Origin of the sequence: Kocuria sp. ChxB (assembly GCF_044359605.1) — a bacterium.
In the GTDB taxonomy this organism is placed as follows: Bacteria; Actinomycetota; Actinomycetes; order Actinomycetales; family Micrococcaceae; genus Kocuria; species Kocuria rhizophila.
The window spans coordinates 2,571,844-2,586,245 of record NZ_CP121123.1 but is presented as its reverse complement, the minus strand read 5'-3'; the positions used below and the strand labels follow the sequence as shown (position 1 = coordinate 2,586,245).

12 protein-coding genes are annotated in these 14,402 nt (G+C 70.2%); all 12 read right to left on the bottom strand.

Annotated features, from left to right (window positions below; translation table 11 throughout):
- Nucleotides 1–90 precede the first annotated feature (90 nt).
- Nucleotides 91–1,242 (bottom strand): recombinase RecA, encoded by a 1,152-nt coding sequence (gene recA, locus P8S73_RS11415; RefSeq protein ID WP_019310905.1) that lies wholly within the window; start codon nucleotides 1,240–1,242, stop codon nucleotides 91–93.
- A 154-nt stretch (nucleotides 1,243–1,396) separates the two neighbouring features.
- Nucleotides 1,397–1,618 carry a DUF3046 domain-containing protein gene (locus P8S73_RS11410; protein ID WP_396350410.1) on the bottom strand — a complete coding sequence of 74 codons (222 nt, stop codon included), beginning with the start codon at nucleotides 1,616–1,618 and terminating at the stop codon, nucleotides 1,397–1,399.
- 177 nt (nucleotides 1,619–1,795) lie between these two features.
- The gene (locus P8S73_RS11405; RefSeq protein ID WP_035885382.1) at nucleotides 1,796–2,221 is read right to left on the bottom strand and encodes a helix-turn-helix domain-containing protein; all 426 of its coding nucleotides are present in this window, start codon (nucleotides 2,219–2,221) and stop codon (nucleotides 1,796–1,798) included.
- Nucleotides 2,222–2,369: 148 nt separating this feature from the next.
- Nucleotides 2,370–2,909: a CinA family protein gene (locus tag P8S73_RS11400; RefSeq protein ID WP_144803309.1), complete on the bottom strand. Its 540-nt coding sequence runs from the start codon at nucleotides 2,907–2,909 to the stop codon at nucleotides 2,370–2,372.
- Nucleotides 2,906–3,538 carry a CDP-diacylglycerol--glycerol-3-phosphate 3-phosphatidyltransferase gene (gene pgsA / locus P8S73_RS11395; RefSeq protein WP_019310901.1) on the bottom strand — a complete coding sequence of 211 codons (633 nt, stop codon included), beginning with the start codon at nucleotides 3,536–3,538 and terminating at the stop codon, nucleotides 2,906–2,908. Before pgsA ends, P8S73_RS11400 begins: the two co-directional genes overlap by 4 nt.
- On the bottom strand, nucleotides 3,535–6,438 hold the full coding sequence (locus P8S73_RS11390) for a DNA translocase FtsK (RefSeq protein ID WP_019310900.1): 2,904 nt from the start codon (nucleotides 6,436–6,438) through the stop codon (nucleotides 3,535–3,537). The genes pgsA and P8S73_RS11390 overlap by 4 nt, the downstream gene beginning before the upstream one ends.
- 83 nt (nucleotides 6,439–6,521) lie before the next feature.
- Nucleotides 6,522–8,216, bottom strand: coding sequence for a ribonuclease J (locus P8S73_RS11385; protein ID WP_019310899.1), 1,695 nt, complete (start codon nucleotides 8,214–8,216; stop codon nucleotides 6,522–6,524).
- Nucleotides 8,217–8,232: 16 nt separating this feature from the next.
- Nucleotides 8,233–9,168, bottom strand: a complete 936-nt coding sequence (dapA, locus tag P8S73_RS11380; RefSeq protein WP_121566366.1) for a 4-hydroxy-tetrahydrodipicolinate synthase — start codon at nucleotides 9,166–9,168, stop codon at nucleotides 8,233–8,235.
- Nucleotides 9,169–9,177: 9 nt separating this feature from the next.
- A complete protein-coding gene (locus tag P8S73_RS11375) occupies nucleotides 9,178–9,813 on the bottom strand; it encodes a hypothetical protein (protein WP_019310897.1) in 636 nt (211 codons plus the stop codon).
- Nucleotides 9,810–10,568, bottom strand: coding sequence for a 4-hydroxy-tetrahydrodipicolinate reductase (gene dapB / locus P8S73_RS11370; protein ID WP_019310896.1), 759 nt, complete (start codon nucleotides 10,566–10,568; stop codon nucleotides 9,810–9,812). Before dapB ends, P8S73_RS11375 begins: the two co-directional genes overlap by 4 nt.
- An 11-nt stretch (nucleotides 10,569–10,579) precedes the next feature.
- Nucleotides 10,580–11,986, bottom strand: coding sequence for a pitrilysin family protein (locus P8S73_RS11365; RefSeq protein WP_019310895.1), 1,407 nt, complete (start codon nucleotides 11,984–11,986; stop codon nucleotides 10,580–10,582).
- Between the two features lie 20 nt (nucleotides 11,987–12,006).
- A complete protein-coding gene (locus P8S73_RS11360) occupies nucleotides 12,007–14,262 on the bottom strand; it encodes a polyribonucleotide nucleotidyltransferase (RefSeq protein ID WP_019310894.1) in 2,256 nt (751 codons plus the stop codon).
- Between the last annotated feature and the right edge of the window lie 140 nt (nucleotides 14,263–14,402).

The window sequence follows — 14,402 nt, the reverse complement described above, 5'->3', positions numbered from 1 at the left end:
CCCGGGCTCGCCGGACCACGACGCGAAGCCGTGGACCGGCGAGCCCGGGATCCGTGCTGCGAGAACTGGTTCACCACCGGATCACCTCACTCAGAAGGCGGGCAGCTCGGTGTCGCTCTGCTGCGGGGCGAAAGGTGCATCCGGATCCAGCTCCCCGGTTTCGGTGTCCAGCCCCTCCGGGTCCTGCGAGGCCTCGTCCGGGTCCTCGGAGATGCCCAGCTTCACCAGGATCTTCCGTTCGATCTCCTGCGCCAGCTCGGGGTTGTCCTTGAGGAAGCGGCGGGAGTTCTCCTTGCCCTGACCCAGCTGGTCACCCTCGTAGGTGAACCAGGCGCCGGACTTCTTGACGATCCCGTGCTCGACCCCCATGTCGATCAGGCCACCCTCGATGGAGATGCCCTGGCCGTAGAGGATATCGAATTCGGCCTGCTTGAAGGGCGGAGCCATCTTGTTCTTCACGATCTTGGCGCGGGTGCGGTTGCCCACGGGGTTGGCGCCGTCCTTGAGCGTCTCGATACGCCGGACGTCCACGCGCACGGAGGCGTAGAACTTCAGCGCCTTGCCACCCGTGGTGGTCTCCGGGGAGCCGAAGAACACGCCGATCTTCTCGCGCAGCTGGTTGATGAAGATGGCCGTGGTGTTCGTGTGGGACAGCCGGCCCGTGATCTTCCGCAGCGCCTGGGACATCAGGCGGGCCTGCAGACCCACGTGGCTGTCACCCATCTCGCCCTCGATCTCGGCCTTGGGCACCAGCGCGGCCACGGAGTCGATGACGATGATGTCGATGGACCCGGAGCCCACGAGCATGTCCATGATCTCCAGGGCCTGCTCACCGGTGTCCGGCTGGGACACGAGGAGGTTGTCGGTGTCCACACCGAGCTTCTCCGCGTAGGCCGGATCCAGCGCGTGCTCCGCGTCGATGAAGGCCGCGATGCCGCCCGCCTTCTGGACACTGGCCACGGCGTGCAGTGCCACGGTGGTCTTGCCGGAGGACTCCGGGCCGTAGATCTCGACCACGCGGCCACGGGGGAAGCCGCCGATGCCCAGGGCGACGTCCAGCGCGATGGAGCCCGTGGGGATGGTCTCGATCTTGGTGGCCGGGCGGTCGCCCAGACGCATGACCGAGCCCTTGCCGTAGTTCTTGTCGATCTGCGAGAGGACGGTGTCGAGCGCCTTCTGCCGATCGGAGCCGGCCGTCTGAGACGGCGTGGGAGCGGATGCACCCTTGGACTTGGCTGCCATGATTCACCTCGGGTCTCAGGGGCCTGGTCCAGGCCCTGTCGATGTCTTCGCGGTCCACGCTAACGAGGGTGTCCGACACCCATAAGGAACCGGGCCGCCTGTGGAGCCCGCGTGACGCCCTTCGAATATACCTTCGAATCATGCTCGGTGCACGTCAGCTCCTGGGCGGCTGGTCCGGGCCCCACCACCGGGACTCGGGGACGTCCTGCTCACGGCACACCGCGAACCACACGGACTTGGGATCCACCCCGGCCGCGAGGGCCTCCGTGGCGGTGCGCTCCCCCACCTCACTCAGCACCAGGTCGTCCGCCAGGACCCGGCAGTAGCCGACCCCGAACTCGTGGGACATCAGCTCCCAAAACGTGCTGACTCGCATGGCGTGAACTCCTCGGGTGGTTGTGCAGAGGCGCGGGTGCTGACCGTTCGAATCCGGTGGGCCCAGTGAACCGGACGTCGCCGCACGGCGGACACGGCAGCGGACCCACCCCCTGGGTGGGTCCGCTGCTGCTCCGGGCTCACTCGGTGGTGCGCCCGACGGGTCGGTGGGAGTGGATCAGTGGGCGCCGGCCGCCGTGCCTCCGCGCAGCTGACGCACCTCGCGGGTGAACTCGTCGGTCAGCTCGGACGGAACGGTGTCGGGGATGTAGTTGCCCTCAGCGTAGGCCAGCCGGTCCGCCACCTCGCGCAGCATCTGGGACATGGGAATGTCCAGTGCCGTGCAGATCGAGGCCAGCAGCTCGGAGGAGGCCTCCTTCTGGCCGCGCTCCACCTCGCTCAGGTACCCCAGGGAGACACGGGCGAGGTGCGAGACCTCGCGGAGGGTGCGGCCCTGCCGCTGCCGGACGCTGCGCAGCACCTCCCCGATCTCCTGGCGCAGGACGCCCACCTTGGCCTCGTGGGAGTCCGTGCTGACGTCATCTGCCACACCCACGTCCTTCCAACGGACGACACCATTGACAGACACGGGTTGCTTCGTCATGTGAATTGCCTACTCCTCGTGGGAACGAACGGGCTCTGCACATCCATCGGATGCGACGGGTTCGAGGTCTTGCGCCCTGACGGCTCAAGCTCTGTCTCTCATAACGTGCTTGCATGTTCAATTGTTCCCTGTCGCCGGACGAAATGCACTAGGCATTGCCTGGGAATGAGATTTGAGTCGCCAGTGTGTCGATCGCGTGACGGACCGTGGCGGCGCGGATGGCGGCCCGGTCCCCCGGCAGGTCCAGCCGCTCGGCCCGGTCCACACCGGGCCCGCTGATCCCCACGAACACCGTCCCCACGGCGTGGCCGTCGTGCGGCTCCGGGCCGGCCACCCCCGTGGTGGACACCGCCCAGTCCACGCCCAGGCACGTGCGGGCGCCCCGGGCCATGGCGACCGCCACGTCCGGGTCCACGGCGCCGCGATCCTCGAGCAGCTCGTGGGACACTCCCAGCACCCGTTCCTTGACGTCGTGCGAGTAGCTCACCACGGCACCCTCGAAGCACGACGACGCCCCGGCCACCGTGACGATCTCCGAGGCCACCGCCCCGCCCGTGAGGGACTCCGCGGTCCCCACGCTCACGCCGCGCTCCGTGGCGCGGTGCACCAGCTCGGCCGCACCGCACGCGGGCTGCGGTGCCCCGGAACCGACCGCGGCGGCGTCGTGCCCCCGGCCCGACGCCGTCACGCGGTCTCCCCGCGCACCGCCCGGTTGCGCAGCTGCACGGCCTTGACCACGTAGTCGACGCCGGTGACCAGGGTGGCGGCGAGGGCGAGCGCGGTGAGGAACCACGCGAACCACAGCCACCACTCGCCCAGAACCGGCGAGAGCGGCAGCAGCAGCGCGATCAGGGCCGCGGTCTGCAGCACCGTCTTGGTCTTGCCGCCCTTGGAAGCCGCCATCACGCCGTAGCGGATGACCACGAAGCGCATGACCGTGATGCCCCACTCGCGCACGAGGATCAGGATGGTCACCCACCACCACAGCTCGCCCAGCAGCGACAGCACCACGAAGGCCGAGCCCGTGAGCAGCTTGTCCGCGATCGGGTCCGCGATCTTGCCGAAGCTCGTGATGAGGTTGCGGGCCCGGGCGAGGTCCCCGTCCAGCTTGTCCGTGTACATGGCCAGCCCGAACGCGATCACCGCAGCCCAGCGCATGCCCGTGGAGTCCTGGCCGTGGGGCCCTCCGGCCCACAGGAACCAGATGAAGAACGGCACCATCACGATGCGCAGCGCCGTCAGCGCGTTGGGCAGGTTCCAGTTGGAGCTGTTGGGTGCCGGCTCTCCGTGCGGTGCGGCGGCCTGGTGTGCGGTCATCGTCCTGTCAGCTCCCATGCGTCCTCGGTGGTGGATCCGTCGTGGTAGTCGTGGGCCACGTCGGCGAGCGACGCCTCCACGGGGTCCTCGCCGTAGTCCACGGAACCGCCCACGGGCTGCGGATCGGGCGCGGGCGGCTCCTCCCCGCGGATCAGCGCGAGGGTCGCGGCGAGGTCGTCGGGCTTGACCAGCACGTCCCGCGCCTTGGAACCCTCGGACGGGCTCACCACGCCCCGGGACTCGAGCAGGTCCATGAGCCGCCCGGCCTTGGCGAAGCCCACGCGCAGCTTGCGCTGCAGCATGGACGTGGAGCCGAACTGGGTGGTGATGACCAGCTCGGCGGCCTGCAGCAGGACGTCGAGGTCGTCACCGATGTCCTCGTCGATGGTCTTCTGCGGGGCCTCCTGGACGACGTCGTCCCGGTAGTCCACGGTCATCTGCGACTTGACGTGCTCCACGACCTTGTGGATCTCGGACTCCGAGACCCACGCCCCCTGCACGCGCATGGGCTTGGAGGCGCCCATCGGCAGGAACAGGGCGTCACCCTGGCCGATCAGCTTCTCCGCGCCGGCCTGGTCCAGGACCACGCGGGAGTCCGTCACGGAGGACGTGGCGAACGCCATGCGGGAGGGCACGTTGGCCTTGATCAGACCGGTGACCACGTCCACGGAGGGCCGCTGGGTGGCCAGCACCAGGTGGATGCCGGCCGCACGCGCGAGCTGCGTGATGCGCACGATCGCGTCCTCCACGTCCCGCGGGGCCACCATCATGAGGTCCGCGAGCTCGTCCACGATCACCAGCAGGTACGGGTAGGGCCGGATGGTCCGCTTGGATCCGGGCTCCGGCTGCACCTTGCCGTTGCGCACGGCCTTGTTGAAGTCGTCAATGTGCTTGTACCCGAAGTGCGAGAGGTCGTCGTAGCGCGCGTCCATCTCCCGCACCACCCACTGCAGGGCCTCCGCGGCCTTCTTGGGGTTGGTGATGATGGGCGTGATCAGGTGGGGCACGCCCTCGTACGCGGTGAGCTCCACGCGCTTGGGGTCCACCATGACCAGGCGGACCTCGTCCGGGGTGGAGCGCATGAGGATGGAGACGATCATCGAGTTCACGAACGAGGACTTGCCCGCCCCCGTGGCACCCGCCACGAGCATGTGCGGCATCTTGGCGAGGTTCGCGAGCACGAATCCGCCCTCGACGTCCTTGCCCACGCCCATGACCATGGGGTGCTCGGACGCGCGCGCCTTCTGGGAGCGCAGCACGTCGCCCAGCGCCACGGTCTCGCGGTCCGTGTTGGGAATCTCGATGCCGATCGCGGACTTGCCGGGGATCGGCGACAGGATGCGCACGTCCGCGGAGGCCACCGCGTAGGCGATGTTCTTGGACAGCGCGGTGACACGCTCCACCTTGGTGCCCGAGCCGAGCTCGATCTCGTACCGCGTGACCGTGGGGCCGCGGGAGAAGCCGGTGACCTCGGCGTCCACCTTGAACTGCTGCAGCACGCTGGTGAGGGCGCTGACCACCTGGTCGTTGGCCTCGGAGCGCTCCTTGGCGGGCGGGCCCTGCACGAGGTCCGCGACGGGCGGGAGGCTGTAGGCGACGTCGCCCGCGAGCTTGAGCTGCTCGGACCGGGCGGGGATGGGCGTGCTGGGCGTGTGGGTGCGCGCGGCGTCGGCCTCGGCCGTGACGTCGAGCGCGGGGGCGTCCGAGGCCGCCGCGGTGTCCGCGGCGGGCGTGATCCCCTGCTCTTCGCGCAGCTTCTGGGCCTCCCGCTGGGAACGCGTGGGGCGCTTCTCGCCGGGGCGCGGCCCGGGCTCGGGGCTCCCCACGACCTCGGTGGCCTGGGAGTCCGCGGCGCTGGAGCCCGACGCCGCCGTGCCCGCGCGGGTGCCGGAGGAGCCGGCGCGGCGGGCGGCCGGCTCTGCGGTGTGGGATCCCACGTCGAACACGCTCGTGGCCGCGGCACCGCGCGCCTCCCGGCGGTTGGCCTCGTCCACCACGGCGCGTTCGAAGGCCTCGTCCCCGTCGTAGCGGTCGAGGTCCTGACGCTGCCGGCGCTTCTCCGCCCGGGACGCGCGCTTGGAACCGCGTGCGGGCGCGGGATCCAGGTACGAGCGGTCGTGCTCGGGCGCCGAGAGGTCCGTGGTGCGGGGTTCGGTCTGACCGGTCAGACGGCGGTAGAGCTCGCGCAGGCGCGGGCCGATCTCCCCCACGGGTGTGGCGGTCATCACCAGCAGTGCCAGGACGGCCAGCAGGACGAAGACGGCGAGCGCTCCCCACGGGGTGATGAGTGAGGACAGCGGATCTGCGGCGAGGAAGCCCACGAAGCCGCCGGCGCGCCACACGGCCTCGAAGCCGTCCCCGAGGTCCGGGGAGCCCCCCGCAAGGTGGGCGGTGCCGGAGCCTGCGACGGTGAGGGCCAGCAGGCCGATCGCCACGCGGTTGTTGGCCTGCGTGGGCTCCGGGTGGCGGAACACGCGGATGGCGAAGCAGAAGCAGAAGATGGGGAGCACCAGGGCCATGAAGCCGAACGTGCCGCCGACCACGGAGTGCACCCACGAGGCCGGAACCGCGATCGGGGCGAAGTCCACGCCGCGCAGGTTCCACCACTCCACCGCGGCGATCAGCACGGCGAGCACGAGCCACACGAGCGCTCCGCCGTCGCGGCGCTGCTCGGGGGCGATGTCCGTGCGCAGCGTGCCCACGCGACGCACCGCAGCGCCCACCACGTGTCCGGCCCCGGACCACGCCCCCACCACGGCGCGCAGCGCGGTGGTGCCGGCAGAGGGCCCCGCGGGCGTGGTGCGTGCCGGGGTCTTCTTGCCGTTCCTGGGGGACCGCGCGGGGGCCTTGGACCGGCTGGTGGTCTTCGACGAGCGCGCGGGGGTAGTTCGTGACGCCATTGCTCCAGGGTACCCGGACGCACGACGGCCCGTCCGGTCGGGTGACCGGACGGGCCGTGGGGTGCGTGCGGGGCGCGGGGGCGTCAGGCCTCCACGACCACCGGCACGATCATGGGCTTGCGACGCAGCCTGCGGGAGACCCACGAACCCACGGTGCGGCGCACGATCTGCTGCAGCTGGTGGGCGGTGTGGTTCTTGCCGCTCTCGCTCAGGGCGTCCTCGAGGGCCGCGGCCACCTTGGGGCGGATTTCGTTGAAGACCTTGTCCTCCTCGGCCACGCCGCGGGCGTGGATGTCCGGACCGGAGACGATCTTGCCCGTGTCCCGGTTCACGACGGTCACCACCGAGATGAAGCCCTCCTCACCGAGGGTCATGCGGTCCTTGAGGTCCGCGTCCGTGATCTCCCCCACGGAGGAGCCGTCCACGTAGATGAAGCCGCACTCCACCTGGCCGGTGATCTTCACCTTCCCGGCGTGCATGTCCACCACGGTGCCGTTCTCGGCGAGGATCACGTGGTCGTCCGGCACGCCGGTCTCCCGCGCCAGCTCGCCGTTGGCAATCAGGTGGCGGATCTCGCCGTGCACCGGCATGACGTACTCGGGCTCCACGATGTTGTAGCAGTAGAGCAGCTCTCCGGCACCGGCGTGGCCGGAGACGTGGACCTTGGCGTTGCCCTTGTGCACCACGTTCGCGCCCAGGCGCATGAGGCCGTTGATCACGCGGAACACGGAGTTCTCGTTGCCGGGGATCAGCGACGACGCGAGAATCACGGTGTCCCCCGCGTTGACCTGCACCTTGTGGTCCCCGTTGGCCATGCGGGACAGCGCGGCCATGGGCTCGCCCTGGGAGCCGGTGCACATGATGACGATCTTGTCGTCCGGGTAGTCCCCGACCTTCTTCTGGTCCACGAGCACGTTCGGCGGGACGTCCAGGTAGCCGAGCTTCTCCGCGATCGCCATGTTGCGGATCATGGAGCGGCCCATGAGGACGACCTTGCGACCGCTGGCCACGGCGGCGTCGAGCACCTGCTGCACGCGGTGCACGTGGGAGGAGAATGAGGCCACGATCACGCGCTGCTTGGCTCGCGAGACCACGTCCGCGAGCACGGGACCGATCGCCTTCTCGGAGGGGATGAACCCCGGGACCTCGGAGTTCGTGGAGTCCGTGAGGAAGAGGTCCACGCCCTCCTCGCCCAGACGTGCGAAGTGGCGCAGGTCCGTGATGCGCCCGTCCAGGGGCAGCTGGTCCATCTTGAAGTCACCCGTGTGCAGCACGGTGCCGGCCTTGGTGCGCAGGAACACGGCCAGGGCGTCCGGGATGGAGTGGTTCACGGCCACGAACTCGCACTCGAACTCGCCGAGGCGCTCCACCTGGCCCTCGCGCACGGCCATGGTGAACGGCTTGATGCGGTGCTCCTGGAGCTTGGCCTCGATCAGCGCGAGGGTGAGCTGGGAGCCGATCACGGGGATGTCCGGGCGGCGCTTGAGCAGGTACGGGACGGCGCCGATGTGGTCCTCGTGGCCGTGCGTGAGCACGATCGCCACGATGTCGTCCACGCGATCCCGGATGTTGTTGATGTCCGGGAGGATGAGATCCACGCCGGGCTGGGTCTCCTCGGGGAAGAGCACACCGCAGTCCACCACGAGCAGCTGCCCGTTGATCTCGAACACGGTCATGTTCCGGCCGACCTCCCCCAGGCCACCCAGGGGGACCACGCGGAGAGTGTCCTTGGCCAGGGCGGGGGGTTCAGCGAGATCGGAAGAGTTCCACTGGGTCATGAGACCCCTTTCATTGCTAGTTGGTCAGAGTGTCCGCAATCACCGACGTGCTCAGATCCGCACGGATCTGCTCCAGCTCGGTGTGCGTTGGTGCCACGTGCGGCAGGCGCACCACGGCGTTCGGCAGGCGGTCCTGCCACTGAAGAATGGTCTTGGCGGCCACGGCCCCGGGCACGCGCGTCATGGTGGCGCGCACGAGGGGCAGCAGCTCCGCGTTGAGCCTGCGGGCGGTCTCGAGGTCCGAGGCCAGCACGGCGTCGATCATGCGGCGGTAGCGCGCGGTGTCCACGTGGGTGGTCACGCCCACGAGCCCGGCGGCGCCGGTGGCCATCCACGGGAGGGTGAGACCGTCGTCGCCGGAGTAGAACACGAGGTCCGTCTCCGCCATGACGCGGGACGCGGCGACGAAATCCGCCTTGGCATCCTTGACGGCCACGATGTTGGGGTGCGAGGCGAGCGAGATCATGGTCCCGGGCTCGATCGGAATCCCGGAGCGGCCTGGGATGTCGTACATCATGATGGGCGTGTCCACGGAGTCCGCGAGCGAGCGGAAGTGGGCCTCGACACCGGCCTGGGTGGGCTTGTTGTAGTACGGGGTGACCACGAGCAGACCGTCCATCCCGATCTTCTCCGCCTCGAGGCAGAGGTACCGGGAGTGCTCGGTGTCGTTGGATCCCGTGCCCGCGAGCAGGGGGACCCTCCCGCCCACGGCGTCCTTGACGGCGCGGAACACCGAGAGGTTCTCCTCGTCCGTCATGGTCGAGTACTCCCCCGTGGTGCCGCACACCACCAGGCCGTCGCAGCCGTCGTCCACGAGCTGCACGGCGAGGGCCGCGGTGGCCTCGAGGTCCACGGAGCGGTCCTCGTGGAAGACCGTGACCATGGCGGTGAGCAGGGTCCCGAACAGGGGCGCGGGACGGTCCGTGGGCGCGGGGAAGCTCTCGTGTGTCATGCCCACAGGTTACCGCCCGGACCGCGCGAGCGCCGTCTCGGGGTCCGCCCCCCGGTGCAGGGCGATCGCCGTGCGCATAGCGCCCCGGGCCCGGCGGCTGTCACCGCTGGCCGAGTAGGCCAGGCCCAGGCGGTACCACCCGCCCCAGTCCTCGGGGCTCGCCTCGACCTCCCGCCGCACCACGTCGAAGTGCGCGTCCGCGGCGGCGCGCACGTAGCGTCCCGACGGTGTGCGGGGCAGCTCGTCGACCGGCAGCTCGCCGCGGGCCGCGAGCTCGCGCCCCAGCCGCGCGGTGCGGGCTCCGAAGAGGATCTCCCGCACCATGGCCCACGTGCCCACCGCGGGGATCACGACCATGGCGAGCCCCAGCAGCTTGGGCACCCAGCCCTCGGTGCCCAGCAGCAGCCAGGCCCGCTGGAAGGACACCCCCAGGTAGAGGGTCAGCAGGGCGATCATGAGCGCGGCGAGGGCGCGCCCCATGGACCCGGCCTCGAGCACCGTGAACACGCCCGCGAAGACCAGCACCGCGATGATCCACACCTTGGACACGGACGGGATGGGCAGCAGCAGGACGGTGAGGACCAGCAGCAGGATGGCCAGTGCGGCCCACCAGCGCAGCCCGCTGCGCCCCGTTGCCCGGCTCACAGTCCGAGATCCATGTAGCCGTCCAGACCGTGCGTGAGCCCGGGGTGCTCCGCCACCCGGCGGATCCCCAGCAGCACACCGGTCATGAACGAGGCGCGGTCGAAGGAGTCGTGGCGCACGGTGAGCTGCTCCCCCGTGTTTCCCAGCAGGGTCTCCTGGTGGGCCACCAGACCCTGCAGCCGCACGGAGTGCACGTGCACGCCGTCCACCACCGCACCGCGTGCGCCGTGCGGATCGGACTCCGTGGCGTCCGGGGAGGCTCCCACACCCGCCCGTTGGCGGGCCGCGGCCACGAGGGCGGCGGTCCGGGCCGCGGTGCCCGACGGCGCGTCGAGCTTGCGCGGGTGGTGCAGCTCCACGACCTCGACGGAGTCGAAGAACCGTGCTGCCAGCTCCGAGAACTTCATGGCCAGCACCGCCCCCACCGCGAAGTTCGGGGCGATCAGCACCCCGGTTGCGGGGGACTCGGCGAGCTGGGCCTCGAGCTCGTCCAGGGCGGCCCGGTCCCAGCCCGTGGTGCCCACGACCGCGTGCATCCCGTGGGACACCGCGAAGCGCACGTTCTCCCGCGTGGCGGCGGGCACCGTGAGGTCCACGACCACCTCCGCGCGGGCCTCGAGCAGCTGCTCCAGACCGTCCCCGCGGCCAAGTGCCGCGACCAGCTCGAGGTCCGGGGCGGCGTCGACGGCGCGCACCGCCTCGGAGCCCATGCGGCCGTCGCGGCCGAGGACGGCCACCCGGATCGGTTCTGCCATGTCCGTTCCCCTCATTCCTGCGGTTCCCGGGCGACGCCGGGTCCCACCACCGTGCGGACGGTCGCGTCCGCGCCGAGATCCGCGGCGAGCTGCTGGACGTCCTGGGACGTGACCGCGCGGATCCGGCGCAGGGACTCGTCCAGGTCCATGAACACCCCGGTCTTGAGCTCCGCGGAACCCAGCCGGGACATCCGCGAGCCCGTGTCCTCCAGGGCGAGGACGGTGGCCCCGCTGAGCTGGCCCTCCACCTTGGCGAGCTCCGCGGCGTCCATGCCGTCCTGGGCCAGGCGGTCCAGCTCGTCGCGCATCAGCCCGGTGACCCGGTCCACGCGGTCCGCCGTGCAGCCGGCGTACATGCCGAAGAACCCGGCGTCCGAGTACGAGCCGGAGAACGAGAACGTGGAGTACGCCAGGCCCTTCTGCTCGCGGATGGTGTGGAACAGCCGGGAGGACATGCCACCACCCAGGGCCGCGTTGAGCACGGTCATGGTGAAACGACGCTCGTCACCGGACTGCAGCCCGGCCCCGCCCAGCACCACGTTGGCCTGCTCCACCGGTCTGTTCAGCGCGCGGGTGCCCGTGAGCGGCGTCAGCAGCGCGGGGGTGGTGGGGCGGCGCGCGCCCGCTCCCCCGGCGGTGTCCGGATCCCAGCCCGCGCGGGCCAGCGACTCGCGGACCAGCTGGACCACGTTCTCGTGCTCGAGCCCGCCCGCGACCGTGACCACCAGGTTCTCGGGCCGGTAGGCCCCGCGGTAGTGCTCCCACACCGCGTCCCGGGCCACGCTGCGGATCTCCTCGGGCGTGCCCGCGATCGGACGCGCCAGCGGGGAGCCGTGGAAGACCTGCTCGGTGAACTGCTCGAACGCGAAGTCCGTGGGGTCGTCCCGGTCCATGGCGATCTCCTCGAGGATCACGCCGCGCTCGCGGTCGAACTCCTCGGGGTCCAGCACCGCGCCCGTGAACATGTCCGCGAGGACGTCCACGGCCATGGGCAGCGCCTCGGAGAGCACCCGGGCGTGGTAGCACGTGTGCTCGTGGGACGTGAACGCGTTGGACTCTCCGCCCACTCGGTCGAAGGCCTCGGCGATCTCCAGGGAGCTGCGCCGGGCCGTGCCCTTGAACAGCAGGTGCTCCAGGAAGTGGGTGGAGCCCAGCATGCCCGGGGCCTCGTCCCGGGAGCCCAGGCTCACCCAGAACCCCACGGACACCGAGCGCTGCCCGGGCATCTTCTCCGTGAGCACGCGGGTGCCGCACGGCAGGACCGTGCGCATGATGACCGCGCCGTCGGCGTCGTCGTGGACCGTGTGGGTGAAGCCTCCGGCCGGGTCCGTGTCTGGATACGCCCGAAGGCGGGCGTCCTCCGGGGAGCCGTGCTCCTCGGGACTGCCCGCCTTCAGGGGAAGGTGAACAACCGTCATCTGGTGCGGGTGACCTCTGCTCAGTTCTCGTCCTCGGACGCGGCGTCCGAGTCGGATCCGGCCACCACCGGGGCGAGCGACAGCTTGCCGCGGTCGTCCACCTTGGTGATCTCCACCTGGACCTTCTGGCCCACGGACAGGACGTCGTCCACCTCGTTGACGCGCTTGTCGTCGTTGAGCTTGCGCATCTCGGAGATGTGCAGCAGACCGTCCTTGCCCGGGGTGAGGGACACGAACGCACCGAACGTGGTGGTCTTGACCACGGTGCCCAGGTAGCGCTCGCCCACCTCCGGGACCTGCGGGTTGGCGATCGCGTTGATCGCCGAGCGCGCGGCCTCGGCGGAGGGGCCGTCGGTGGCACCGATGTACACGGTGCCGTCGTCCTCGATGGAGATGTCCGTGCCGGTGTCCTCCTGGATCTGGTTGATCATCTTGCCCTTGGGGCCGATGACCTCGCCGATCTTGGAGACGGGGACGTTCACGGAGATCACGCGCGGGGCGAACTCGCTCATCTCGTCCGGGGCGTCGATCGCGGAGGTCAGCACGTCCAGGATGTAGAGGCGGGCCTCACGGGCCTGGGTCAGCGCGGACGCCAGCACGGAGGCGGGGATGCCGTCCAGCTTGGTGTCCAGCTGGATGGCCGTGACGAACTCGGAGGTGCCGGCGACCTTGAAGTCCATGTCGCCCAGGGCGTCCTCGGCACCGAGGATGTCGGTCAGGGCCGCGTACTGGACCTCACCGTCCACGGTGTCGGAGACCAGGCCCATGGCGATGCCCGCCACAGGGGCGCGCAGGGGCACACCGGCGTTGAACAGCGACAGCGTGGCGGCGCACACGGAGCCCATGGAGGTGGAGCCGTTGGAGCCCAGCGCCTCGGAGACCTGGCGGATCGCGTAGGGGAACTCCTCGCGCGAGGGCAGCACGGGGGTGATCGCACGCTCGGCGAGGGCGCCGTGGCCGATCTCGCGGCGCTTGGGGGAACCCACGCGACCGGTCTCGCCCGTGGAGTACGGCGGGAAGTTGTAGTGGTGGATGTAGCGCTTGCTCTTCACCGGGGACAGCGAGTCGATCTGCTGCTCCAGCTTGAGCATGTTCAGCGTGGTGACACCCATGATCTGGGTCTCGCCGCGCTCGAACAGCGCGGAGCCGTGCACGCGCGGGAGCACGTCCACCTCGGCGCTGAGCTGGCGGATGTCCGTGAGACCGCGGCCGTCGATGCGCACCTTGTCCTTGAGGATGCGCTGGCGCACGGTCTGTTTGGTCAGGGCCTGGTAGGCGCCGTTGACCTCGTCCGCGCGGCCCTCGAAGGGCTTGCCCTCCCCGGTGAGCTCGGCCAGCGTGGACTGGTGCAGCTCGTCCGTGGCGGCCTCGCGCTCCTGCTTGCCGGCGATCGAGTAGACCTGGGCCATGCGCTCGCCCGCGAACTCCTCGACGGCCTGGGCGGCGTCGTCACCGAAACCGCCGAAGCGGGGCAGATCCAGCTCGGGCTTGCGGTTGCGGGCCGCGAGGTCCGCCTGGGCGTCGCACAGCGCCTTGATGAACGGCTTGGAGGCCTCGAGGCCCTCGGCCACGAGCTCCTCCGACGGCGCGACGGCACCCTGGCCCTTGATGAGCTCCCACGCGTTGTCGGTGGCCTCGGCCTCGACCATCATGATGGCGACGTCCTGGCCGCCGTCCTTGGTGGTCACCACGCGGCCGGCCACGGCCATGTCGAACACGGCGTTCTCCAGCTGGGAGTGCTTGGGGAACGCGATCCACTGGTGGCCGCCGTTCTCCTCTGCCATGAGCGCCATGCGCACGCCGCCCACGGGGCCCTGGAAGGGCATGCCGGAGAGCGTGGTGGACATGGAGGCGGCGTTGATCGCCACGGTGTTGTAGATCTCGTCCGGCGCGATGGACATGACGGTGACGACCACCTGCACCTCGTTGCGCAGGCCCTTGCCGAACGCGGGGCGCAGCGGGCGGTCGATCAGGCGGCACGTGAGGATCGCGTCCGTGGACGGGCGGCCCTCGCGGCGGAAGAACGAGCCGGGGATGCGGCCCGCGGCGTACATGCGCTCCTCGACGTCCACCGTCAGGGGGAAGAAGTCGAAGCCCTCACGGGGGTGCTTGCCCACGGCCGTGGCCGAGAGCATCGAGGTCTCCTCGTCGATGTAGACCATGGCCGCACCGGCGGCCTGACGGGCGAGCCGCCCGGTCTCGAAGCGCACGACGCGCTGTCCGTAGGAGCCGTTGTCGATGACGGCTTCTGCACTCTGGATCTCGGGACCCTCCACGGGTCACCTCCGTTTCTTCGTGGTGCGCAACCCGCGCGACACACCGGTCTTCGATCGAGGCGCTCGCACCGCTCCCGCGTTGCGAAGGCCACTGTCGAGGACCGCGACATGCGGCGGGCTGCACAGTCTGATGGGTGGTT

Excerpts from the sequence above, each read along its gene's own strand:
- dapA (WP_121566366.1), bottom strand. The coding sequence starts at position 9,168 with ATGACACACGAGAGCTTCCCCGCGCCCACGGACCGTCCCGCGCCCCTG.
- dapB (WP_019310896.1), bottom strand. The coding sequence starts at position 10,568 with ATGGCAGAACCGATCCGGGTGGCCGTCCTCGGCCGCGACGGCCGCATG.
- P8S73_RS11365 (WP_019310895.1), bottom strand. The coding sequence starts at position 11,986 with ATGACGGTTGTTCACCTTCCCCTGAAGGCGGGCAGTCCCGAGGAGCAC.
- recA (WP_019310905.1), bottom strand. The coding sequence starts at position 1,242 with ATGGCAGCCAAGTCCAAGGGTGCATCCGCTCCCACGCCGTCTCAGACG.
- pgsA (WP_019310901.1), bottom strand. The coding sequence starts at position 3,538 with ATGACCGCACACCAGGCCGCCGCACCGCACGGAGAGCCGGCACCCAAC.
- P8S73_RS11385 (WP_019310899.1), bottom strand. The coding sequence starts at position 8,216 with ATGACCCAGTGGAACTCTTCCGATCTCGCTGAACCCCCCGCCCTGGCC.
- P8S73_RS11390 (WP_019310900.1), bottom strand. The coding sequence starts at position 6,438 with ATGGCGTCACGAACTACCCCCGCGCGCTCGTCGAAGACCACCAGCCGG.
- P8S73_RS11405 (WP_035885382.1), bottom strand. The coding sequence starts at position 2,221 with ATGACGAAGCAACCCGTGTCTGTCAATGGTGTCGTCCGTTGGAAGGAC.
- P8S73_RS11410 (WP_396350410.1), bottom strand. The coding sequence starts at position 1,618 with ATGCGAGTCAGCACGTTTTGGGAGCTGATGTCCCACGAGTTCGGGGTC.